22 protein-coding genes are annotated in these 21,362 nt (G+C 63.2%); 16 read left to right on the top strand and 6 right to left on the bottom strand.

Annotated elements, in window-relative coordinates:
* Positions 1-384: 384 nt before the first annotated feature.
* From ACFO5X_RS02195 to ACFO5X_RS02175, 5 genes are all read left to right on the top strand, one after another.
* Complete coding sequence (locus ACFO5X_RS02195) at positions 385-1,251, top strand: FAD binding domain-containing protein (RefSeq protein WP_380715460.1); 867 nt, start codon at positions 385-387, stop codon at positions 1,249-1,251.
* A complete protein-coding gene (locus ACFO5X_RS02190; protein ID WP_380715459.1) occupies positions 1,248-1,727 on the top strand; it encodes a (2Fe-2S)-binding protein in 480 nt (159 codons plus the stop codon). The genes ACFO5X_RS02195 and ACFO5X_RS02190 overlap by 4 nt, the downstream gene beginning before the upstream one ends.
* Positions 1,727-3,979 carry a xanthine dehydrogenase family protein molybdopterin-binding subunit gene (locus ACFO5X_RS02185; protein WP_380715457.1) on the top strand — a complete coding sequence of 751 codons (2,253 nt, stop codon included), beginning with the start codon at positions 1,727-1,729 and terminating at the stop codon, positions 3,977-3,979. The genes ACFO5X_RS02190 and ACFO5X_RS02185 overlap by 1 nt, the downstream gene beginning before the upstream one ends.
* Positions 3,972-4,217 (top strand): MoaD/ThiS family protein, encoded by a 246-nt coding sequence (locus ACFO5X_RS02180; RefSeq protein WP_380715455.1) that lies wholly within the window; start codon positions 3,972-3,974, stop codon positions 4,215-4,217. The genes ACFO5X_RS02185 and ACFO5X_RS02180 overlap by 8 nt, the downstream gene beginning before the upstream one ends.
* Positions 4,218-4,394: 177 nt before the next feature.
* Positions 4,395-5,288: a TauD/TfdA dioxygenase family protein gene (locus tag ACFO5X_RS02175; protein WP_380715453.1), complete on the top strand. Its 894-nt coding sequence runs from the start codon at positions 4,395-4,397 to the stop codon at positions 5,286-5,288.
* Positions 5,289-5,311: 23 nt separating this feature from the next.
* Here the strand turns inward: ACFO5X_RS02175 and ACFO5X_RS02170 are convergent, their stop codons facing one another.
* Both ACFO5X_RS02170 and rbfA read right to left on the bottom strand, forming a co-directional pair.
* Complete coding sequence (locus ACFO5X_RS02170; protein WP_380715451.1) at positions 5,312-6,034, bottom strand: phosphodiester glycosidase family protein; 723 nt, start codon at positions 6,032-6,034, stop codon at positions 5,312-5,314.
* 11 nt (positions 6,035-6,045) lie between these two features.
* A complete protein-coding gene (rbfA, locus tag ACFO5X_RS02165; RefSeq protein WP_380715449.1) occupies positions 6,046-6,441 on the bottom strand; it encodes a 30S ribosome-binding factor RbfA in 396 nt (131 codons plus the stop codon).
* Positions 6,442-6,527: 86 nt separating this feature from the next.
* Here rbfA and dapB point away from each other — a divergent pair, with 86 nt between their 5' ends.
* Positions 6,528-7,337: a 4-hydroxy-tetrahydrodipicolinate reductase gene (gene dapB, locus ACFO5X_RS02160; protein WP_380715448.1), complete on the top strand. Its 810-nt coding sequence runs from the start codon at positions 6,528-6,530 to the stop codon at positions 7,335-7,337.
* 72 nt (positions 7,338-7,409) lie between these two features.
* Positions 7,410-7,757 carry a dihydrodipicolinate reductase gene (locus ACFO5X_RS02155; protein ID WP_380715446.1) on the top strand — a complete coding sequence of 116 codons (348 nt, stop codon included), beginning with the start codon at positions 7,410-7,412 and terminating at the stop codon, positions 7,755-7,757.
* Positions 7,758-7,760: 3 nt separating this feature from the next.
* Here ACFO5X_RS02155 and ACFO5X_RS02150 read toward each other — a convergent pair whose 3' ends face one another.
* On the bottom strand, positions 7,761-7,943 hold the full coding sequence (locus ACFO5X_RS02150; RefSeq protein ID WP_380715444.1) for a DUF1674 domain-containing protein: 183 nt from the start codon (positions 7,941-7,943) through the stop codon (positions 7,761-7,763).
* A 66-nt stretch (positions 7,944-8,009) separates the two neighbouring features.
* Between ACFO5X_RS02150 and ACFO5X_RS02145 the strand changes: the two genes are divergently transcribed.
* From ACFO5X_RS02145 to ACFO5X_RS02110, 8 genes are all read left to right on the top strand, one after another.
* Complete coding sequence (locus tag ACFO5X_RS02145; protein WP_380715443.1) at positions 8,010-9,281, top strand: RsmB/NOP family class I SAM-dependent RNA methyltransferase; 1,272 nt, start codon at positions 8,010-8,012, stop codon at positions 9,279-9,281.
* A 103-nt stretch (positions 9,282-9,384) separates the two neighbouring features.
* A complete protein-coding gene (locus ACFO5X_RS02140) occupies positions 9,385-11,127 on the top strand; it encodes a heparinase II/III family protein (protein ID WP_380715442.1) in 1,743 nt (580 codons plus the stop codon).
* Between the two features lie 155 nt (positions 11,128-11,282).
* A complete protein-coding gene (gene purH / locus ACFO5X_RS02135) occupies positions 11,283-12,872 on the top strand; it encodes a bifunctional phosphoribosylaminoimidazolecarboxamide formyltransferase/IMP cyclohydrolase (RefSeq protein WP_380715441.1) in 1,590 nt (529 codons plus the stop codon).
* Positions 12,873-12,879: 7 nt separating this feature from the next.
* A complete protein-coding gene (gene lspA, locus ACFO5X_RS02130; RefSeq protein ID WP_380715439.1) occupies positions 12,880-13,365 on the top strand; it encodes a signal peptidase II in 486 nt (161 codons plus the stop codon).
* Between the two features lie 51 nt (positions 13,366-13,416).
* A complete protein-coding gene (locus ACFO5X_RS02125) occupies positions 13,417-13,932 on the top strand; it encodes a DUF3035 domain-containing protein (protein ID WP_380715437.1) in 516 nt (171 codons plus the stop codon).
* Between the two features lie 113 nt (positions 13,933-14,045).
* The gene (locus tag ACFO5X_RS02120; protein WP_380716360.1) at positions 14,046-15,371 is read left to right on the top strand and encodes a M16 family metallopeptidase; all 1,326 of its coding nucleotides are present in this window, start codon (positions 14,046-14,048) and stop codon (positions 15,369-15,371) included.
* On the top strand, positions 15,368-16,684 hold the full coding sequence (locus tag ACFO5X_RS02115; RefSeq protein WP_380715435.1) for a M16 family metallopeptidase: 1,317 nt from the start codon (positions 15,368-15,370) through the stop codon (positions 16,682-16,684). Before ACFO5X_RS02120 ends, ACFO5X_RS02115 begins: the two co-directional genes overlap by 4 nt.
* A gap of 56 nt (positions 16,685-16,740) precedes the next feature.
* Entirely contained in the window at positions 16,741-18,003 is a 1,263-nt protein-coding gene (locus tag ACFO5X_RS02110) for a SulP family inorganic anion transporter (protein ID WP_380715432.1), read from the top strand.
* Positions 18,004-18,030: 27 nt separating this feature from the next.
* Here the strand turns inward: ACFO5X_RS02110 and ACFO5X_RS02105 are convergent, their stop codons facing one another.
* Together ACFO5X_RS02105 and sseA are read right to left on the bottom strand one after the other, a co-directional pair.
* On the bottom strand, positions 18,031-19,215 hold the full coding sequence (locus ACFO5X_RS02105; protein WP_380715430.1) for an amino acid aminotransferase: 1,185 nt from the start codon (positions 19,213-19,215) through the stop codon (positions 18,031-18,033).
* A 1-nt stretch (position 19,216) separates the two neighbouring features.
* Positions 19,217-20,068, bottom strand: coding sequence for a 3-mercaptopyruvate sulfurtransferase (sseA, locus tag ACFO5X_RS02100; protein ID WP_380715428.1), 852 nt, complete (start codon positions 20,066-20,068; stop codon positions 19,217-19,219).
* Positions 20,069-20,453: 385 nt separating this feature from the next.
* Between sseA and ACFO5X_RS02095 the strand changes: the two genes are divergently transcribed.
* Entirely contained in the window at positions 20,454-20,843 is a 390-nt protein-coding gene (locus ACFO5X_RS02095) for a cupin domain-containing protein (RefSeq protein ID WP_380715426.1), read from the top strand.
* Between the two features lie 15 nt (positions 20,844-20,858).
* On the opposite strand, the gene smpB is transcribed toward ACFO5X_RS02095, so the two are convergent.
* Complete coding sequence (smpB, locus tag ACFO5X_RS02090) at positions 20,859-21,335, bottom strand: SsrA-binding protein SmpB (protein WP_380715424.1); 477 nt, start codon at positions 21,333-21,335, stop codon at positions 20,859-20,861.
* Between the last annotated feature and the right edge of the window lie 27 nt (positions 21,336-21,362).

Here is a 21,362-nt window from a genome sequence, read left to right as displayed (position 1 = left end):
AGCTTAAATCTCCCTTTGCCTCACGTTGCTCCAATCTGAGGTAGAGCTGTAGACGAAAGTTCCCGACTATTGAGGTCGGCGTCTCCGACCAGAGCGTCGCGCTCCCGGGTTCGCAGCGACATTTCAAACGATTCGTGGTCATGTGAGTCGCCGGATGTCCGACGCGCTCTGGGATGTAGTCACTCCATCGCTTCGCGTCGCCAGGGTTGCAATGAGCCGGAAATTGGTAGCTGCGCGGCGGTTGCGGATCGGCTTAACATTGCCGTCTGTCAGATTATTGCGCTTTTTGCCGTCCTTTTGCTTGCACCCGCCGGACGGGCGTTGCTTGATCAGGGGCAACGGCCGCCCGGTTCGAATGGCTCGGGCGCCAGGCAAGGAGGTTCCATGCGCTATCATACGCCAACCACATTCGCCGATGCAGCGCGAGTCTCTGCCGCGGCCGAGGGAGTGACACGTTTTCTCGCCGGGGGCACCGACGTGCTGGTCCAACTACGTTCGGGGACTGTGCGTCCGGACGATCTGATCGATGTGAAACACATTCCGGGCGTGCGCGAGATCGAACGTACGTCAGACGGAGGCTGGCGTATCGGGATCGCGGTTTCGGGGATCGAACTGGGCCGTCACACAGAATTGGTCGCGGACTGGCCGGGTGTCGTCGAGGGCATGGAACTGGTCGGTTCAACCCAGGTTCAGGGTCGCGCTACTCTTACGGGCAACCTCTGCAACGGCTCGCCCGCTGCGGATGGGGTGCCAGGTCTTGTCGCCGCTGGCGCAACCGTGACCGTGATGGGTCCGGACGGCACACGCGAGGTTGCGGTCGAGGAGATCCCGACAGCCCCGTTCAAGACTTCGCTGAAGGCCGGTGAGCTGATCTCGGCCATCACGCTGCCGCCTCGCGGCAAGAATGGTGGCGACGCCTATCTGCGTTTCATTCCTCGCACCGAGATGGACATTGCGGTGGTCGGATGCGCGGTGAACATCGTGCTCGACGGAGACACGATTTCCACTGCAAGAGTGTCGCTTGGGGCAGTGGCGCCGACTGTGATCTTGGTACCTGACGCGGCCAAGGCCATAGAGGGTACGACACTGGACGAGACAGCGCTGGACAAGCTTGCCGCCGCCGCCAGCGCCGCCTGCAAGCCGATCGACGACAAGCGAGGCACCATCGAATTTCGCACCGAGGTGGCCGGGGTTCTTGCCAGACGCGCCGCCCGCATCGCCTATGACCGAGCCAAGGGAGCCAGTGCATGAGCAAGATTCACGTCACCACAACCGTCAACGGCGATGCGACCGAGTTCCTCTGCGATCCGCGCGAAACCCTGCTCGACTGCCTGCGCAATCAGCTTGACCTGACCGGAGCCAAGGAAGGCTGCGGCACCGGCGACTGTGGCGCCTGTTCGGTTATCCTGGACGGCACGCTGGTCTGTTCGTGCCTCGTTCTGGGCGTGGAGGCGCAGGGCAAGAAGGTAGAGACTATCGAGGGCATGGCCAGCAGCGATGGCCTGCATCCTTTGCAGCGCCAGTTCATTGAACATGCCGCACTGCAATGCGGGATTTGTACGCCCGGTATCCTGGTTGCGGCCAAGAACCTCCTGGAAACCAATCCCGACCCCTCCGAGACCGAGATCCGCTATTGGTTGGCCGGGAATCTTTGCCGCTGTACCGGCTATGACAAGATTGTCCGCGCGGTGCAGGCCGCCGCTGCCGAAATGAGGGAGACAGCCTGATGCCCAAGGATGAACTGAAGGCCGAATTCAAGCTGATCGGCACCCGCCCCAATCGCCCTGACGGCCTGGACAAGGTTACCGGTCGCGCTCGCTATGGTGCTGACTTTTCTGTGCCGAACATGCTCTGGGCCTCGGTGGTGCGCTCCCCCCACGCTCATGCCCGGATCGTCAAGATCGACGCCTCAAAGGCGCTTGCCCTCGAAGGCGTCAAGGCGGTCGTCACGCGCGCGGATCTGCCAACCGGGCTGACCGGCGAAGATCTCAATCTGCAGGACAACACGCTGGCCGGTGACATCGCGCTTTATGACGGGCACGCGGTTGCCGCCGTCGCGGCGACGTCGCAGCTTCTGGCCCATGACGCTGCCCGTTTGATCGAGGTGGAATACGAGGTTCTCCCTCACGTGATTGACGTCGATGATGCCATCCGTCCGGACGCTCCGGTCGTCAAGGAAGGCGCAGCCGATCATTCCGTGCCGGAAGGGTCGCCGCCGAACGTGGTGCGGCAGTTGGACTTTGGTCACGGCGATCTCGAGGCCGGGTTCGAGGCTGCCGATCTGGTGATGGAAAAGACCTATCTCACCGAGGCCACCCACCAGGGATACATCGAACCGCACGCCTGCGTCGGACAGCTTGGCTCCGATGGCAAAGGCGACATGTGGGTTTGCACCCAGGGCCAATGGTATATCCGCAAGATGAGTGCCGCCGTGCTGGGACTTGACGCTGCACAACTGCGGGTCACGCCTTCGGAAATCGGCGGGGGATTTGGGGGCAAGACGACCATCTTCTCCGAACCGATCGCGCTGGCGCTCAGCCGCAAAGCGGGTGGCCGCCCGGTCAAGCTGGTGATGAGCAGGTCCGAAGTCCTGCGCGCCACCGGACCGACTGCCTCGGCGTCGATGGACGTCAAGATCGGCATGAAGAAAGATGGCACGATGACCGCCGCCAAGGCAGTGTTCCGGATGCAGGGCGGCGCATTCGTCGGAATGTCTCCGGTGGGCGAGGCGCTGAGCTGTGCTTTTGCCTGCTATGACATTCCGGCTATCCACCACGAAGGCTACGAGGTGCTGGCGAACCGTCCCAAGGCCGCGGCCTATCGCGCGCCGGGCTCGCCGATGGCGGCCTTTGCGGTGGAAAGCCTTGTCGACGAGATGTGCCGCGAACTGAAGCTCGATCCCATCGACGTGCGCCTGAAGAACGGCGCACGCGAAGGGACCAAGTCGAGCTTTGGCCCGAAATACGGGGTGATCGGCCTGACCGAAACGCTGGAGGCAGCCAAGGCGCACCCGAACTATCAGGTTAAGCTCGGTCCCAACCAGGGCCGGGGAGTTGCATCGGGCTTCTGGTTCAACCACGGCGGCGAGACGTCGGTGTCTGTCGCGCTGTCAGAGGACGGCACCGTCCAGGTCTCGATCGGCACGCCTGATATCGGTGGGCTGCGGGCTTCGGTCGGATTGATGACGGCCGAGACCTACGGTATCCCCTACGAAGACGTGCGCGTGAACGTCGTTGAAACCGGTGCCTTGGGCGTCAATGAGCCGACCCACGGCAGCCGAGCGACTTTTGCCAACGGCAAGGCGGTGCACGAGGCGGCCGGTCAGACCATCAAGGAGATGTGCAAGCGCGCGGCCGACAAATGGGGAATCGATCCCGATGCGGTGATCTGGGAGGATGGCCATGCCAAACCCTCGGGCTCCAATGCGGGCGAGTTCGAGCCGATGTCGATCAAGGAGATTGCGGCCAGGATGGGATCGACCGGCGGTCCTATTTCGGGACATCACGAGGTGACAATGGGGGGCGTCGGCGCCAGTTTCGGCACCCATGTGGTGGACGTCGAGGTTGATCCGGAAACCGGACGTACCACCATCCTGCGCTATCTTGTGGTTCAGGATGCAGGCCGGGCAATCCACCCGTCCTATGTCGAGGGGCAGTATCAGGGCGGTGCTGCACAGGGCATTGGATGGGCCCTGAACGAGGAGTACATCTACGGCAAGGACGGACGTCTGCAGAACCCGATCTTCCTCGACTATCGCGTTCCGGTCGCGTCTGATCTGCCGATGATCGATACGGTGATCGTGGAGGTTCCGAACCCGGGCCACCCCTATGGCGTTCGCGGGGTGGGCGAAACCGGGATCACTCCGCCACTGCCGGCCATCGCCAATGCGATCGCGGCCGCCACCGGCACCCGGCTGCGCCACCTGCCAATGACGCCGCCAAAGGTTCTTGCGGCGCTGAAGGCGGCAAAGGATGGTTGAGGTCAACCTCTGGTCCGGCCTGCGCCGATTCACTGGCGGCGAGCAGGTGGTCTCTGTCGAGGCATCGACCATCGGTGAAATGCTGGATGCGCTGAAACGGGCGCATCCGGGGCTGGAACCTTTCCTGGAAGATGGTGTGACGGTCGCTGTCGATGGCGAGGTCATCACCGCACAGCACAATGCTCCGATCAAGCCCGACAGCGAAGTCTTTCTAATGCAGCGCCTGAAAGGCGGCTGAACGGCCTTCGCTGTTCATCCATGACCTAGGAGGAGCTTTTCAGCCGGCGCAGATCGACCTACGGTTGGTCTCGCCGCCGCCTTGAGCCCGTGCAGCGAAACCGCCCTGTCGGGGGCGATCACGGGCAGGCAGGCTTTGTTGCGGCCAGAATTGCAACCCTTGAACGGGACCAGATTCATGACGCTCCGCACCACCCCGCTGACCCCCCATTTCGGCGTCTCCGTCGATGGCATAGCCCTCTCCGAAGTCACCACCACCCATCTCTATCCCGACATCCGGGCTTTATTCGAAGAGCACTCAGCACTGTTGTTTCGCGGGCAGGAACTCACCGATGCCCAGCACATGCATCTGGCGCAACTCTTCGGCCCCATCGAAGACCGAAAGGCGGACGAGCGCAAGCCGGGTGAGACTTTCGAAATCCCCAAGGTCTCGAACGTGCGCGATGATGGTTCGACCACGGCTGAGATGGACCACCACACGCTCCATCTGAAAGCGAATTTCCTGTGGCATTGCGACAGTACCTTCATGCCGGCGCCCGCCCTCACCAATCTGCTGGTTGCCCGGGTCGTGACCGAGACGGGTGGCCACACCGAACTGGCCAGCACCCGCGTCGGCTGGGCCGAGATGCCCGAAGCGCTCAAGGCGCGCGTTCGTGGGCGTGGCGTGTGGCACGCCTACCGCCATTCGCGCGGTAAAATCTCGCCAGAACTTGCCGAACAGGCGATGTTCAACAAATGGCCCGACCAGCACTGGAAGGCTAACTGGACCAATCCGGTCAACGGGCGCGAGGCTCTGTATCTCGCCAGCCATTCCTTCAAGGTCGACGGTTACGACCAGGCCCAAAGCCAGCAACTGATTGACGAATTGATCGGCTTCTGTACCCGGCCAGCGTTTGTCTATTCTCACAAGTGGCAGGTCGGTGACGTGCTGATCTGGGACCAGCGCGCAGTCCTTCACCGGGGCACACCCTGGACCTATGAGAAGGCGCGTACGCTGTCCAGCATCTGTGTGAGCGCAACAGCGTCCGACGGTCTGGATGCGCTCCGGCCAATTTCGGTCGTGGAGCAGTAAACTCGGCGGACCTCCGGGCCAGTCTAATGCGTGTCGGGCACCACAAGCCCGACCATCGGACCCAGCGAAAAGCCCAGGTCGTTGCGGTTCAGTTCCGGCGCATAAAGCCGCGAAACACTGCCGTCGAAATAAAGGGCATTGGGCAGGTTCAGGTGATCCCTGAACAGGCTGCCGAACTCGTGGAACGTCACCGCCTGCCGCGATATGACGAAGACGGCGCGCTTGCCGTCTGCAGTAGTGCCAACCCCGTTGCGAACATAGCGCGAGGTGCTGTCCTTCAGGAACCGGGGGTGCAGCACGCCGTCGACCACCAGCATCGGGCCTGACTGGGTCGCATATCTACAGGCTGGCTTGCGGCGCAGGAAGGCCTGTGTCTCGATCACATCGGCGCGGCCTTCGGAAATGCAGAACAGGCCATTGGGCACCATGCCGAAATTGCCCGGTCCGGCGCGGGTGACGATGGACGTGACCTCGCGCCCGTTCTCGATATAGAGCCCAACAGGCGAACGATCAGAGTGATACATGCCGGCGTTCATGGCAAAGGCCAGCGCGCGCCCCTCGGCAGCCAGGACTTTGTCGACGGCGCTGAACTGGCCCAGCGGGCGTCCTTCGGCATCATTCAGGAACAGGCGCAGATCGGCTTCGGCCAAATCGACTTCGCAGATCGCATAGGCCGCTTTGCGATATTCGATATCGCGGCAGCCCGCCTCCACTTGGGTGGCAAGCGCCGTGAAGATCAGCGCCATCAGCGCCCGTATCAATCCTCGATGTCGCGGCGTACCGCGTCCTGCTCGAACATGCGGCGCGTGTCGTCCAGCCGGTCGAAGGTCTCGTCCAACTGAAAGCGCAGGTCAGGCGCGAACTTCAGCGCCAGTTTGCTCGCCACTACGCGGCGCAGCTCGGCCTTGTTGCGCGATAACAGCTTGAGAACGTCCTCTTGGCCCTTGCCACCCAAAGGAAGCACATAGGCTGTGGCGATCTTCAGATCGGGTGAGGTGCGGACCTCGCCGACGGTGATGGACATGCGGTTCAGGTCGGGATCATGGACATCGCCGCGCGCCAGCACCTCCGACAAGGCGCGCCGGATCAATTCGCCGACCCTGAGCTGGCGCTGCGACGGACCACCGCCTTCATATGTTCTGTTGCGTGACATGCCTGACCATCTACGCTTTCGCAGCCCCTTTGCCAAGAAGCGCGCAAAGCGCTATCCGGCATCATCGGCGATAAATGGAGACGTAGATGACCCATCACCCCGGACTCGTTGTCACTGGCGCCTCGGGGCGTATGGGGCAGATGCTGATCAGGATGGTCAGCGAAAATGACAAGGTGCGCCTGGTTGGGGCGGTCGAACGGAAAGGGCATCCCTGGATCGGCCAGGATGTGGGCACCGCCATGGGCGGGGCGGCACTGGGCGTGACGGTCACCGACGAAGCGGTCGATGCCTTCGCCAAAGCGCAAGGCGTGCTCGACTTCACGGCACCCGAAGCTACCCTGGAGTTTGCTGCGCTCGCAGCACAGGCGCGCGCAGTGCATGTGATCGGAACCACAGGCATGACCGATGAACAGATTGCGGCCCTGGAACCCGCCGCGCGTCATGCGGTCATCGTCCGCGCGGGGAACATGAGCCTGGGGGTGAACCTGCTGGCCCAGCTCACCCGCAAGATCGCCGAGGCGCTGGACGAGGATTACGACGTCGAAATCGTCGAAGCGCATCACCACCATAAGGTCGATGCTCCCTCTGGCACGGCGCTGATGTTCGGCGAGGCGGCAGCGGCGGGCCGGGGTGTGGCTCTGAGGGACGTGGCCGACCGCGGCCGCGACGGCATCACCGGCGCACGCCAGAAGGGCCACATCGGCTTCAGCGCGATCCGCGGCGGCGACATCGTCGGCGAACATGATGTGATGTTCCTTGCCCCCGGCGAACGGATCATTCTGCGCCACATCGCGACCGACCGTTCGGTCTTCGCGCGCGGGGCGCTCAAGGCGGCGATCTGGGGGCAGGGTCGGGCGCCAGGTCTCTACAGCATGGCTGACGTTTTGGGACTCTGAGGCGACTATTGCACGCCGCGTGATCCAATCGGTCGGGTCCATCGTATCGGTCCCACACAATGGACCGATGCGATGCTCAAACCTATTTCGCTGATGATACTCTGTGCCGGCCCTGTACAGGCCGAATTTGCCAAGGTGGCCGACGCCCAGCAGTTCCGCGCGCTGGTCGCCGGCAAGACGCTGACACGGCCCCTGATCCGGCTTCAGGTTTCGCCTGCGGGCTCTATCAGTGGTACGGGCGCGCGTTGGGAGGTGACCGGCAGCTGGACTTGGGAGGACGGATATTTTTGCCGGGACCTGTTCTGGGGTGGCGACGACCTTGGCCACAACTGCCAGGAAGTGCAGGTAAACGGCAAGCGGATACGTTTTACATCGGACCGCGGCACGGGGCCGTCGGCCGAGTTCAGGCTGAACGACTGAAGTTCAGAAGTCGATCGCTATGCCCTTCTTCTCCCAATCGCCATAGCGCACCGGATCGAGTCCGTCACGACCACCAAGTTCCTTCGGGGGTTTCGGCGCTGCATCGGCGGCCTTGCGACGTTCGGCGGCCTCGGCCAGCGCGCGCTGGGCGGCAGGGGGCAGGGCAGGGCGGTTGTCATCGCTCATAAAGCTTCCTTTGCGTATCTGGCCCTGTTATAGGCCGCTCTTCCAGAGGGGCAAGGTGCCAGCAAGGTGAGCGACAGCAAGACCACTTCCGACGCGCGGGTCAGCGCGATCCGACTCCTCGACCAGATTCTCGGCGAACATCGTCTGATGTCTGACCTGCTGGTCGCAGGCATACTTGATCCTCTCGAACCGGCCGAGCGTGCCCGCGCGAACCGTCTGGCGCTGGACACTCTGCGCGGTCTGGAACGGGCCGACAGGATGCTGGCGAAATACCTGCGCAAGCCGCCGCCGCTCACGGTCAAAAACGCGCTTCGCGTTGGCACGGTCGAGCTGTGTGCGGGCGAGGCGGCTCATGGGGTCGTCAATGCGATGGTGAACATCGTCGGTGAAGACCGCAAGTTTACGGGGTTCAAGGGGCTGGTCAATGCGGTCCTGCGCAAGATAGCAGCCCAGGGGCCCGAGGCGTGGAATGCCCTGCGTGTGCCTCGTCTTCCCGATTGGCTCCGCGACCCGCTGACCGAGGCTTGGGGCGCCTCTGCCATCTCCGCCATGGAGGCAGCGCACTTCGCCGGCGCTCCGCTCGACATCACCCCTAAACCGGGCGCTGCAGTCGCTATTCCCGGTGCTGAGCCATTGCCGACCGGATCGCTGCGTCTGTCCAATCCCGGTCAGATCACCACGCTGCCCGGATATGCGTCTGGCGAGTGGTGGGTGCAGGATGCCGCCGCCGCCATGCCGGCCCGCATTCTCGATCCAAAACCAGGAGAAAAGGTCCTGGATCTCTGTGCCGCGCCCGGCGGCAAGACGATGCAGCTGGCAGCTGCCGGTGCGGAGGTCACCGCACTCGATCTCTCCGCCCAAAGGCTGAAACGTCTCGAGCAGAACCTCCTGCGAACGGGTCTGAAAGCAAAGGTGATAACCGGCGACGCGCTCGATCATACAGGGCTTTATGACGCCGTGCTGCTGGACGCGCCATGTTCCGCAACTGGCACGGTACGCCGCCACCCCGATCTGCCCCATGCCCGCGACGGTGCCGAGATCGGCGCTCTGATCGACCTTCAGGCCCGCCTTCTCGCTCACGCCTGGACGTTGGTGAGGCCCGGTGGACGGCTGGTCTACTGCACGTGCTCGCTGCTGCCCGACGAGGGCGAGGTCCAGGTGGATCAGGCGCTGGCCGCCCATCCCGACATGCGTGCCGACCGCACTGCGTTGGGCCGCCCAGGCATTCACCCGCAATGGCTGACGGAAGAGGGTGGGCTGCGCCTGCGTCCGGACTACTGGCCGGAACGCGGGGGAATGGATGGCTTCTACATCGCTTGCCTGCGCAAGTCAGGCTGATCGCCGCCGCCCACTTTTGCAGGCGGGCGAAACAACGGTGACTTGGCGAGACTTTGCCACTATGCTCCACGCAAGACGCCAGAGAGCGTGAGAGGCAGAGAGCATGTCCACCCCCGATACCCTGGCCGGCCGGCGGTTGCGGTTCCTGAACCGTTTATATGCGCGCCTGAGCAGCCGGCAGAAGACGGTCAAAGGATTTGTCTCTCAGCCCGAGCCGCGCACCGTTGGCAGTTTTGCCCGAGGGCGCCAGTTGATCGCCGGAAATATCCTCTTCTCAGGCTATCTCGTCGAAAGCCCTGACACCCGGCTGTGGGAGGTGGCCGCACCGACAACTGCCTTCGACAAGGAGCGGCACGGGTTTGCCTGGCTCGACGATCTGGCGGCCGTCGGCGACATGGCCGCGCGGGCCAAGGCGCAGAACTGGCTTTGGGGCTGGATCGAGTCCTATGGGAACGGGACCGGCCCGGGTTGGACGCCCGACCTTGCCGGCCGCAGGGTCATCCGCTGGATCAACCATGCGATTTTTCTGCTTCGGGGTCAAAGCCGCGAACAAAGCGAGGTCTTCTTCCGGGCGCTGGCAGGGCAGACCTGGTTCCTGTCAAAACGCTGGGGCGCTGCTGCGCCGGGCCTGCCGCGCTTCGAGGCTCTGACAGGGTTGATCTTCACCGGGCTGTCGCTGGAGGGTCGAGAGGATATGGCCGACCCGGCCGTCAAGGCGTTGGCGCAGGAATGCGCTTTACAGATCGACGCCCAGGGTGGACTGCCGACCCGCAATCCCGAGGAACTGCTCGAAGTCTTCACCCTGCTCAACTGGGCCGCCGCGGTCCTGCACGAATCCGGCCGGGGCGCGCCTCAGGCGCATATGGCGGCGATCGAACGGATTGCGCCGACTCTGCGCGCCCTGCGCCATGCAGATGGCGGGCTAGCCCGGTTCCACGGTGGTGGCCGCGGGCTGGAAGGGCGTCTCGACCACGCGTTGGCGGCCAGCCACGTCAAACCGGGCGAGCCAAAGGGGCTGTCCATGGGCTACGCCCGGATGAGCGCAAGGCGCACCAGCGTGATCATCGACGCCGCGCTTCCGCCTTCCGGCCCGGCATCGGGGAACGCGCATGCTTCGACTCTCGCTTTTGAACTCACCTCCGGCAGGCGCCCTTTGGTGGTCAACTGTGGGTCGGGTGTGTCCTTTGGGGCTGAATGGCGGCGGGCAGGCAGGGCCACTCCGTCGCATTCAACGCTGTGCATCGGCGGGTATTCCAGCGGCCGGCTTGTTTCCAATCCACGCGATCCAGGTGTCGAAGCGCTGAAGGATACTGCCACGCGGGTGCCGATCGAGCTCTCGGAAATGGCCGACGGCGTGCGGTTTCGCGGCGGCCACGACGGCTATGTCCGCAATTTCGGCCTGACCCACGCCCGCACGCTGGAACTCGCCTTCGACGGCCGCGGCATGGCCGGCGAGGACATGCTTCTTGCCGTCGAGGATTCCGACAAGCGACGCTTCGATAAGGCGATGGATTCGGTAAGCCTTGCGGGAATCGCCTTCGACATCCGGCTTCACCTGCATCCGGATGTCGACGCGACACTCGATCTGGGAGGGGCCGCCGTGTCGATGGCGCTGAAGAGCGGCGAAATATGGGTGTTCCGGCACGACGGTGCCTGCGAACTCGCTCTGGAGCCTAGCGTCTACCTGGAAAACGGACGCTTGAAACCGCGCGCCACGCGCCAGATTGTTGTGTCCGGCCGGGCGCTCGACTACGCTACGCGGGTCCGCTGGACCCTGGCAAAGGCGCATGAGACGGCCGTCGCCGTGCGCGACCTCGCCCGCGATGAACCGGTGTTCGAAAGCTGAGATCGACAGTCGGTCAGGGACTTTGTCGAAGCTGCAAATTCCAGTCGGCATCCGCGTCTTACCCATCAAGGCTTACGCGACAAAGAAGGCGGTTAACTCTCCTCGTCAGATGGTCTAAAGCCAGCCGCGACCGCCGACCCAACCTAGGACCAGTCATGACCGATCTCCAACCCGTCCGCCGCGCCCTGCTTTCCGTTTCAGACAAGACCGGTCTGTCCGATCTGGGCCAGGCGTTGGCCGCGCGGGGGATTGAACTGGTCAGCACCGGCGGCACGGCGACCGCGCTGCGCGCCGCCGGTCTTGCTGTGAAGGACGTGGCCGATCTGACCGGTTTCCCCGAGATGATGGACGGCCGGGTCAAGACCCTGCACCCGGCGGTGCATGGCGGCCTCCTCGCCCTGCGCAACGACGAGAGCCATATCGAGTCGATGGAAAAACATGGGATCGGCGCCATCGACCTGCTGGTGGTCAATCTCTACCCCTTCGAAGCAACCGTTGCGAAGGGCGGCGATTACGACGACTGCGTCGAGAACATCGATATCGGCGGACCGGCGATGATCCGTGCCGCCGCCAAGAACCACGCCTTTGTCAACGTGGTGATCGATGTGGAGGACTACGCCGCCCTGCTTTCAGAACTCGACAACAACGATGGCGCAACTTCCCTGGCGTTCCGCAGGCGCCTGGCCGCTACCGCCTACGCGCGGACCGCAGCCTACGACGCTGCTGTGTCGGCCTGGATGGCAAAAGCCACCGGCGACACCACGCCGCGCCGCCGCGCTTTTGCCGGCACGCTCGCCCAGACCCTGCGATATGGCGAGAATCCGCATCAGTCTGCCGCCTTTTACACCGATGGCTCGGGCCGGCCAGGTGTCGCCACCGCGCGGCAGGTTCAGGGCAAGGAACTGTCCTACAATAACATCAACGACACTGATGCAGCCTATGAACTGGTTGCGGAATTCCCGGCTGACGAGGGGCCGGCCTGTGCGATCATCAAGCACGCCAACCCCTGCGGTGTTGCGACAGGGGAGACGCTCCTGGAAGCGTACGAACGGGCTTTCAACTGCGATCGCACCTCGGCCTTTGGCGGCATCGTCGCGCTGAACCGCCCGCTCGATGCCGTGACCGCCCAAGCGATTTCCGGAATCTTCACCGAAGTGGTGATCGCGCCCGGAGCAGACGATGCAGCGCTGGCGGTCTTCGCCGCGAAGAAGAACCTGCGTCTCATGCTGACAGACACGCTGCCCGATCCGGCGGCGGCGGGATTGACCTTCCGCCAGGTTGCCGGCGGCTTCCTTGTGCAGGACCGCGACGCTGGACGCATCGCGCGCAGCGACCTCACGGTCGTGACCAAGCGCGCGCCCACCGCCCAGGAGATGAACGACCTGCTGTTCGCCTGGAAGATCGCCAAGCACGTCAAGTCCAACGCCATCGTCTATGCGCGCGATGGCGCGACCGTCGGCGTCGGTGCCGGCCAGATGAGCCGGGTGGACAGCGCCGCCATTGCTGCCATCAAGGCGCAACGCATGGCTGATGCCCTCGGCCTCCCCGAGAGTCTGGCCAAGGGCGCGGTCGTAGCCTCCGATGCCTTTTTCCCATTCGCCGACGGACTGCTCGAAGCCGCGGCAGCAGGGGCGACGGCGGTGATCCAGCCGGGCGGCTCGATGCGCGACGCCGAGGTTATCGCGGCCGCCGACGACGCGGGGCTGGCGATGGTCTTCACCGGCATGCGCCACTTCAGGCATTGACGCCCCCATGCGCGCGCTTTCCTTCGCGGCGCTGATCGCGCTGGTGCTGGACCAGGCCAGCAAATATCTCGTCGTGCACAGCATGGGCCTTGCGTTCCGCCATCAGATCGATGTGCTGCCTCCTCTGCTGACCTTTAGATATGGCGAGAACCGCGGTATCAACTTCGGACTTTTCGAGGGTGAGACCGAGGCGGCACGCTGGGCCCTCATCGGATTTTCGCTCGTCGTCGTCGCTGCGGTCCTGTTCTGGGTGCGCCGATCGCATCCGACGAACCTTCCGATCCTGATCGGCGCGGGCTTGTTGATCGGTGGCGCAATGGGAAATGTGATTGACCGGCTGGCCTATGGCTATGTGCTCGATTTCCTGAATATGTCCTGCTGCGGCATCCAGAATCCCTTTGTGTTCAACGTGGCAGATATTTTCATTTTCCTCGGTGCGGGGGCCCTGATCCTATTTGAATCGCGCAAGCCTGACGGCAAAAAGGGATCGTGACCCCGGCGTTGATATGGGGTAGAACGACGACCAACAGGTGGGAGTGAACCGTTGCGGATCTTGATGGGATTGATCATTCTGACGCTGGCAGTCGGTGTGGCCGGCTGCAGCAAGAAGGGTTTGCGCGATCTCCGGAACCCCAGCGATGGCCCGGACGAATTCCTGATCTTGCCAAGCAAGCCGCTGACCATGCCCGTTGAACTGCGCGCGCTGCCTGTGCCAACACCGGGTGGCACCAATATCACCGATGTGAAACCCAACGCCGATGCGGTCGCTGCGCTTGGTGGCCGTCCGGAACTGCTTGACCAGACAGCCGTCCCAGCCGCCGATGGTGCGCTGGTCGCTTCGGCCAGCCGCTATGGTGTGCCCGTGAACACGCGGGCCGAACTCGCCGAAGCCGATGCCAGCTTCCGCAAGCGCGCTGCGCGAAGCGGGCGCATTCGTCTCTTCCCTGTAGACCGTTACGCCCAGGCTTATCGCAAACAGTCGATCCAACCCTTCGACGAAACCCAGCGCTGGCGTGCCTCCGGCCGAGAGACGCCGACTTCGCCCCCGACCCGTCGCTAGGCCGTGGCGGGCGCTGCCGAATAGCTCACATTCCCGGCATGCGGACTTGAACCTTGCGTCTTTGGTCGTAACTTCGGGTTCAAGCGACGAAAGGACGTCTCATGAAGCGTTTTATGGTGCCCCTCGTGGCGCTTGTTGTGGCACTGGCCGCTCCCCTGCGCGCCGACGAAGCGGTTACCTCATTCACCCTGGATAATGGAATGATGGTTGTGGTGGTCGAAGATCACCGCGCCCCAGTGGTCCAGCAGATGGTCTGGTACCGCGCCGGGTCTGCTGACGAACCCGTTGGGGAAAGTGGCGTCGCTCATTTCCTGGAGCACCTGTTGTTCAAGGGCACCGACACCATGAAGCCCGGAGAGCTTTCGGCTACAGTCGCCGCCAACGGCGGGAACGATAATGCGTTCACCAGCTATGACTACACTGCCTATTACCAGCGGGTCGCCGCGGACCGGCTCGAACTTATGATGAAAATGGAATCCGATCGCATGGTCAACCTGCGCCTGACTGAGCAGGACATCGTGACCGAGCGCAACGTGATCCTCGAAGAGCGCAACCAGCGCACCGACAACGACCCCGGCGCGCTGTTTGGCGAGCAGATGAACGCGGCGCAGTATCTCAACCATCGCTACGGCACGCCGGTCATCGGCTGGCGCCACGAAATGGAAGAGCTGTCGCTGGCTGATGCGCTTGACTTTTATCATACCTACTACGCGCCCAATAACGCGATCCTGGTGGTTTCGGGCGACGTTCAGCCCGACGAGGTGAAGCGCCTCGCCGAGGAATATTATGGCAAGCTGCCGGCAAATCCGAACTTGCCGCCGAGGTATCGCACGCAGGAACCGCCGCAGACCGCTGCCCGCCGACTGACGTTTCGCGATCCGCGCGTCGCCCAGCCTTATGTGAATCGCACCTATCTTGCCCCGGAACGCAACACTGGCGATCAGAAACAGGCAGCCGCCCTAGAACTGTTGGCCGAGGTGCTGGGTGGTGGCACCACTTCCTTTCTGACCGAAAAACTGCAATTCGATACTCAGACGGCGGTCTATTCCAGCGCTTTCTACAATGGTGACACGCTGGACAAGACCACCTTCGGTCTTGTCGTCGTTCCTGCCGCCGACGTCACTCTGAAAGAAGCCGAAGACGCGCTGGACAACGCGCTGGCCGATTTCATGAAAACGGGTGTCGACGCGGATCTGCTTGAGCGGATCAAGATGCAGCTGCGCGCTTCGCAGATTTACGAACGTGACAATGTCAGCGGTATCGGCAACCGATACGGCCGTGCGCTCGCGATCGGGCTGACCGTGAAGGACGTGCAGGACTGGCCGGACGTTCTGCAGTCTGTCACTGCAGAGGACATCATGGCCGCCGCCCGCGCCGTCTTCCGCGATGAGAGTTCCGTGACCGGCTGGCTGATGCGCTCCGGAGAGGTATCGCAATGATCCGTTTTGCCCTGACCCTGATTACCTTCCTCGCCGCAATTCCGGCATTGGCCGAGGTGAAAATCCAGGAAGTGACCTCGCCCGGGGGCATCAAGGCCTGGCTTGTGGAAGAGCACTCCATTCCCTTTACCGCGCTTGAGATCGGTTTCCAGGGCGGCACCTCGCTCGATGCACCTGATAAACGCGGGGCGGTCTACCTTATGACTGCGTTACTGGAAGAAGGCTCGGGAGAACTCGACTCGCGCGGTTTTGCACGCGCGCTCGAAGCTCTGGCCGCATCGTTTGGATATGATGCCAGTGACGACTCTGTCGATATTTCTGCCCGTTTTCTCACCGAAAACCGCGACGAGGCTGTCGCCCTCCTCCACCAGTCCATCCACGCACCGCGCTTCGACCAGGATGCCGTGGACCGCGTTCGCGCTCAGGTCCTCTCGGGCCTGGCATCCGACGCAAAGGATCCGCGCCGCATCGCAGGTGAGGCCTTCTCGGCGATGGCCTTCGGCGATCACCCCTACGCGACCGATGGAAAAGGGACCATTGGGTCGGTTACCGCTCTGACCCGCGACGACATGTTCGCCGCGCACAAGGCGGTCTTTGCCCGCGACAGGATGTATGTGTCCGCAGTCGGAGACATCACCCCCGAAGAACTCGGAAAATTGGTCGATACTCTGCTCGGCGATTTGCCTGAGCATGGCGCGACGCTCCCGCCGAAGGCCGATGTCACCATTTCAGGGGGGGTAACGGTTATAGACTTTGACACGCCGCAATCCGTCGCCGTGTTCGGACAGAAGGGGATCGACCGCGACGACAAGGATTTCTTTGCGGCATATGTGGTGAACCAGATCCTGGGGGCTGGTGGCTTCGAATCCCGTCTGATGACCGAGGTTCGCGAAAAGCGCGGTCTGACTTATGGAGTGTATTCCTATCTGGCCCCCAAGGATCTGGCGTCTGTCTACCTCGGTTCGGTGTCCTCGGGCAACGCGACCATTGCCGAAGCCGTGAAGGTCATTCAGGAGGAATGGGCAAAACTGGCCGAGAAGGGCGTGTCAGAGAAGGAACTGGCCGAGGCCAAGACCTATCTGACCGGCGCCTATCCCCTTCGGTTTGATTCCAACGCCGACATCGCGCAAATCCTCGCCGGGATGCAGATGCAGCACCTTCCGACCAGCTATGTCACCAACCGCAATGACATGGTCAACGCGGTGACGCTGGAAGATGCCAACCGTGTGGCTCGAGACCTGCTCGATCCGGAAAACCTGCACTTCATCGTGGTCGGAAAGCCCGAAGGGCTGGAAACGGCTGCGGGCAATTGACGCTCCCCTTTCTTCCGCCTTGCGGAAATAGCTCGAAGGCGTAGTACTGGCGCATCATGCGCCCCCAGATACTTTCAACTCTGCCGACCTATGATCGGTCGCAACTCGCGGCCGATCTTCTCGCTGGCATCAGCGTTGCCATGGTTGCGCTGCCTCTCAGCCTCGCCATCGCCATTGCCTCCGGTGCAGATCCGGGCAAGGGCCTGATCACCGCGATCGTGGGCGGCCTTCTGATTTCGCTGCTCGGAGGCAGCAAGGTGCAGATTGGCGGGCCGACCGGAGCGTTCATCGTTGTCGTGTACGGAGTTGTTGCGACCCACGGATATGATGGGCTTGTTCTGGCTACATTGATGGCGGGGGCGATCCTGCTGGTTGCGGGCTGGCTGCGTGCAGGCAACCTCATCGGCTATGTGCCGGAGGCGGTCGTCAGCGGCTTCACGATGGGCATAGCCGTGATCATCGCAACCAGCCAGATCAAGGACCTTCTCGGCATGTCGGTCGAAAGGGTGCCGGCTGATTTCTTGGAAAAGCTGCCCGTGCTCTGGGATGCGCGCTCCGGCGTTAGCGTGACCGCATTTGGTGTCGGTCTGGTCACAATTGTCCTGATCGTGGTGTTCCGCCGGATGGCGCCGAAGCTGCCCGGGCTGATCGTTGCGGTCGCGCTGACCTCCGGGGCAGTGGCGCTTCTCGATCTGCCGGTCGATACCATTCACTCCCGCTTCGGAGACCTGCCGTCCGCTTTGCCGATGCCCTCCCTGCCTGCGCTCAGCCTGTCGCGGATGGTCGAACTGCTTCCCTCCGCTTTGGTGATTGCCTTTCTTGCCGGTGTCGAGTCGCTGCTGTCGGCCATGGTGGCCGACCGGATGATCGGGGATCGCCACCGCCCCAATGCCGAAGTCATCGCCCAGGGTGCGGCCAACATTGGTTCGGCGCTGTTCGGCGGGCTGCCTGCAACTGGAGCCATCGCTCGCACGGCCACCAATGTGCGGGCCGGCGGGCGCACCCCCGTGGCGGGGATCGTTCATGCCCTGACGGTGCTGGTGGTGATGCTGGTGGCGGCACCGCTGGCCGGATACCTGGCCATGCCGGCATTGGCGGGTTTGCTGATCCTCACCGCATGGAACATGAGCGAGCCACACAAATGGCGGGGCTATCTCGACGCAGAGCGCTCCGATCAGATATTGATCGGCTTGACGCTTCTGCTCACGGTGGTGGCCGACCTGACCGTCGCAATCGCCGTGGGTGTTGCCATCGGCTTGGCCCTGCGGCTTCGTCGCCGCAAGGTGCCGCCTTCGGACTGGCAGACGCCCGACCGCTGATGCGGTCGGGACTCGCGGAACCGGACTTCAGATACCAGCGTCGGCGATGGCGCGCGCCAGAATCGGGACTGTCTTGCTGTTCAGCCCTGCAATGTTCATTCGGCTGTCGCCGACCATATAGATGCCATGCTCGGCGCGCAGCTGTTCGACCTTCTCGGCGCTGGCTCCCAGACGCGAGAACATGCCTCGATGCTGAGCGAGAAACGCGAACCGGTCCGAACCGGTCAGCCGCTGCAATTCATCCGCCAGCTGCTGGCGCAGATTCAGCATCGACAGGCGCGTCTCTTCCAGTTCCTTGGCCCAGTCCGCGCGCAATTCCGGGTCGGTCAGGATCATCGTGACCACCCGCGCCCCGTGATCCGGCGGAAAGGAATAGTTCTGTCGGTTCAGGAAGGCGAGGGTGTCCCGCGTCAGCGGTGTCTTTGCGGAATCCGCGCTGACGGCCATCAAAAGCCCTGTGCGTTCGCGATAGATCCCGAAATTCTTCGAGCAGCTCGCCGCGATCAGGGTCTCGGGCATCGCTGCCGCTACCATGCGGGTCGCTTCCGCATCTTCCTCCAGGCCATCACCAAAGCCCTGATAGGCCAGATCGACCATCGGCAGAGCGCCCGTTTTGAGCATCGATGCGATAACCGCCTGCCATTCCACCTTGTTCAGGTTTGCGCCGGTCGGGTTGTGGCAGCAGCCATGCAGCAGGATGACGTCGCCGGGTCGCGCCTGTGAGATATCTTCCAGCATCCCATTGAAGTCGACTCCGCCACTTTCCGCATCGAAATAGCGGTAGGGAACGATGGGGATCTTCAGATAATTCAGGATCGACGTGTGGTTCGGCCAGGTGGGGTCCGACACGAAGACGCGCGCGGCAGGATTGCCGTAGCGTATCAGTTCGAAGGCCTGGCGCACGGCACCGGTGCCCCCGGGTGTTGCGGCCGCAGCCACCGAGGCCTTGGGGACGGCGTCGCCCAGCACGAGGTCGGTCATCGCGTCACAATAGGCCGGGTCGCCCAGCAAGCCGACATAGGTCTTAGTCGTCTGCTCGTCGACCAGCCGCCGCTCGGCGGCCTTGACGGCGCGCATCACCGGGGTCAGACCTTCGGCGTTCTTGTAGACGCCGACGCCAAGGTCGATCTTGTCCGCGCGCGGATCGTCGCGGAAGGTCTGCATCAGCATCAGGATCTTGTCGGCAGGTTGAGGTTTCAGGCTTTCGAACATGTCAGGCTCCGGTGGCCACAGGCAGGGTGGAGAAGGCGCCCCATTCGGACCACGAGCCGTCGTACAGCGCGTGATCGCGCTTGCCCATGCGTTCGAGCGCAAGTGAGAGGACAGCGGCGGTCACGCCCGAGCCGCAGGTGGTGATGGCGGGCTTGGACAGGTCGACGCCGGCAGAGGTGAAAACCTCGCGCAGCTCGGCCACCGGCTTCATCGTGCCGTCCTTGTTGAGAAGGTCCGAGTAGAAGACATTCTTCGATCCCGGAATATGACCTGACCGCAGGCCGGGACGGGGCTCGGCCGCTTCGCCGCGGAAGCGGCCGGGAGAGCGGGCATCGATGATTTCGTGATCGCCAAGCTTGCTGGCCGCCGAGACCTGGGTCACGTCGCGCACCAGCTGGTTCTGGACCCGAACTGTCATGTGGCGGTCGCGGATCATCGGGGGCATGTCCTCGATTTCGCGGCCTTCGGCCTGCCATTTCGGAAGCCCGCCATCCAGAACGGCGATGTCGTTCTGGCCCATCAGGCGGAACAGCCACCAGACGCGGGCGGCGGAAGAGAGGCCGGCGCCGTCGTAGACCACGACCTGATGGCCGTCACCGACCCCCATCGCGCGCAGGCGGGACATGAACTTTTCGGCCGGGGGCGCCATATGGGGAAGGTCCGAGCGATGGTCGGAGATCTCGTCGATATCGAAGAACCGGGCGCCGGGGATATGGCCAGCGTCATATTCGGCGCGGGCGTCGCGGTTGGCGGCGGGGAGATACCAAGAGCCGTCCAGGATGCGCAGGTCGGGGTCCTTCATATGGGACGCCAGCCAGTCAGTGGAGACCAGGGTGCGGGGATCGTCGGCCATGGCGGGCTCCTTCGGATGCATGGCCCTGACTAGCCGGGCAAGGGGATCAGGGCAAGAGGGGTTTTGGAAGTGTCCCAGCTAGGACGGGGGGTCAACTATCTGATTTTGTTGTGTATTATGGGAGTGACGTTTTCAGGACGGGTTGTGGGGGGACAATTAGGCGGGAGAATCCGAGGGAGGTGTCCAGTGTCACGGCAATCGCGCGAGCCGCATCCGGCGCAGGTTGTGGAGGAACTTTTGTGCGAAAGAGGCAGGGTGAAGGGTTTGAGAGACATCGGCCATCCGATCAGTCTCGCCGGGCGCGACAACCAGGGCAGGCGGCCGTCTCTTGCCTCGGGAACCAACCAGGTCCAGAGTTGCGGCCGCACCAGAGGGAGAGGCCATCATGGCACGCAGGGATTTCGACCCCGACACCGTGACACCCGACGGACGGCCGCCCGCGCTGGCGCGGCTTTTCGATCCGGCCGGCGGGGCTGCCTGGCGCGGTTTCGTCAATGGCGACGCGCTGAGGGGGCCAGTCACGATTCTGACCTATGGCAACGACACCCCGGGAGAGGGGCCGCGCCTGCATGTGCATCCCTATGACGAGACCTTCGTGGTCATCGAAGGCCGCGCAAGGTTCTTTGTCGGAGAGACGGAGGTCGATGCGGTCGCCGGTGACGTGGTCCTTGGACCTGCCGGAGTGCCGCACCGCTTCATCAACCTCGGGCCCGGGCGTATGCAGACCATCGACGTGCACCATTCGCCGCGCTGGATTCAGACCGATCTCGAGTGAGGTGCGGTTGCGCGCTCAGCCGTGATCTTTCATCAGCCGCGCCTTCTGGCGGCTCCAGTCGCGCTTGGCGGCTGTCTCTCGCTTGTCGTGGTTCTGCTTGCCCTTCGCGACGCCGATCTTGATCTTGGCGATGCCGCGATCGTTGAAATACATCGAGAGCGGCACAAGGGTCATGCCCTTGCGCTGGGTCGCGTTCCAGAGGTCGGACAATTGCTTGCGGCTGACCAGCAGCTTGCGCCGGCGGCGTTCCTCGTGGCGGAACATCTTGGCCTGCTCGTAAGGCGCGACGTAGGAGTTGACCAGCCAGAGTTCCCCATTGTCGACGGTTGCATAGCTTTCGGCGATATTGGTGCCGCCGGTGCGCATCGATTTCACCTCGGAACCTTCAAGGATGATCCCACATTCGAGGTCTTCCTCGATGGCATAGTCGAACCGCGCCCGCCGGTTCTCGGCGATCTGCTTGTAGTTCTTGTTGTCCTTGTCCTTGCTCATGACGGGCAGATGTAGGGCGTGGCGCGG

Origin of the sequence: Seohaeicola nanhaiensis (assembly GCF_042654245.1) — a bacterium.
In the GTDB taxonomy this organism is placed as follows: domain Bacteria; phylum Pseudomonadota; class Alphaproteobacteria; order Rhodobacterales; family Rhodobacteraceae; genus Seohaeicola_A; species Seohaeicola_A nanhaiensis.
The sequence above is the reverse complement of the archived record's forward strand: the minus strand, read 5'-3'. Positions and strand labels throughout refer to the sequence as shown.

Coding starts and splice junctions, on each gene's coding strand:
- ACFO5X_RS02195 (WP_380715460.1), top strand. CDS start 385: ATGCGCTATCATACGCCAACCACATTCGCCGATGCAGCGCGAGTCTCT.
- ACFO5X_RS02190 (WP_380715459.1), top strand. CDS start 1,248: ATGAGCAAGATTCACGTCACCACAACCGTCAACGGCGATGCGACCGAG.
- ACFO5X_RS02185 (WP_380715457.1), top strand. CDS start 1,727: ATGCCCAAGGATGAACTGAAGGCCGAATTCAAGCTGATCGGCACCCGC.
- ACFO5X_RS02180 (WP_380715455.1), top strand. CDS start 3,972: ATGGTTGAGGTCAACCTCTGGTCCGGCCTGCGCCGATTCACTGGCGGC.
- ACFO5X_RS02175 (WP_380715453.1), top strand. CDS start 4,395: ATGACGCTCCGCACCACCCCGCTGACCCCCCATTTCGGCGTCTCCGTC.
- ACFO5X_RS02170 (WP_380715451.1), bottom strand. CDS start 6,034: ATGGCGCTGATCTTCACGGCGCTTGCCACCCAAGTGGAGGCGGGCTGC.
- rbfA (WP_380715449.1), bottom strand. CDS start 6,441: ATGTCACGCAACAGAACATATGAAGGCGGTGGTCCGTCGCAGCGCCAG.
- dapB (WP_380715448.1), top strand. CDS start 6,528: ATGACCCATCACCCCGGACTCGTTGTCACTGGCGCCTCGGGGCGTATG.
- ACFO5X_RS02155 (WP_380715446.1), top strand. CDS start 7,410: ATGCTCAAACCTATTTCGCTGATGATACTCTGTGCCGGCCCTGTACAG.
- ACFO5X_RS02150 (WP_380715444.1), bottom strand. CDS start 7,943: ATGAGCGATGACAACCGCCCTGCCCTGCCCCCTGCCGCCCAGCGCGCG.
- ACFO5X_RS02140 (WP_380715442.1), top strand. CDS start 9,385: ATGTCCACCCCCGATACCCTGGCCGGCCGGCGGTTGCGGTTCCTGAAC.
- purH (WP_380715441.1), top strand. CDS start 11,283: ATGACCGATCTCCAACCCGTCCGCCGCGCCCTGCTTTCCGTTTCAGAC.
- lspA (WP_380715439.1), top strand. CDS start 12,880: ATGCGCGCGCTTTCCTTCGCGGCGCTGATCGCGCTGGTGCTGGACCAG.
- ACFO5X_RS02120 (WP_380716360.1), top strand. CDS start 14,046: ATGGTGCCCCTCGTGGCGCTTGTTGTGGCACTGGCCGCTCCCCTGCGC.
- ACFO5X_RS02115 (WP_380715435.1), top strand. CDS start 15,368: ATGATCCGTTTTGCCCTGACCCTGATTACCTTCCTCGCCGCAATTCCG.
- ACFO5X_RS02110 (WP_380715432.1), top strand. CDS start 16,741: ATGCGCCCCCAGATACTTTCAACTCTGCCGACCTATGATCGGTCGCAA.
- ACFO5X_RS02105 (WP_380715430.1), bottom strand. CDS start 19,215: ATGTTCGAAAGCCTGAAACCTCAACCTGCCGACAAGATCCTGATGCTG.
- sseA (WP_380715428.1), bottom strand. CDS start 20,068: ATGGCCGACGATCCCCGCACCCTGGTCTCCACTGACTGGCTGGCGTCC.
- ACFO5X_RS02095 (WP_380715426.1), top strand. CDS start 20,454: ATGGCACGCAGGGATTTCGACCCCGACACCGTGACACCCGACGGACGG.
- smpB (WP_380715424.1), bottom strand. CDS start 21,335: ATGAGCAAGGACAAGGACAACAAGAACTACAAGCAGATCGCCGAGAAC.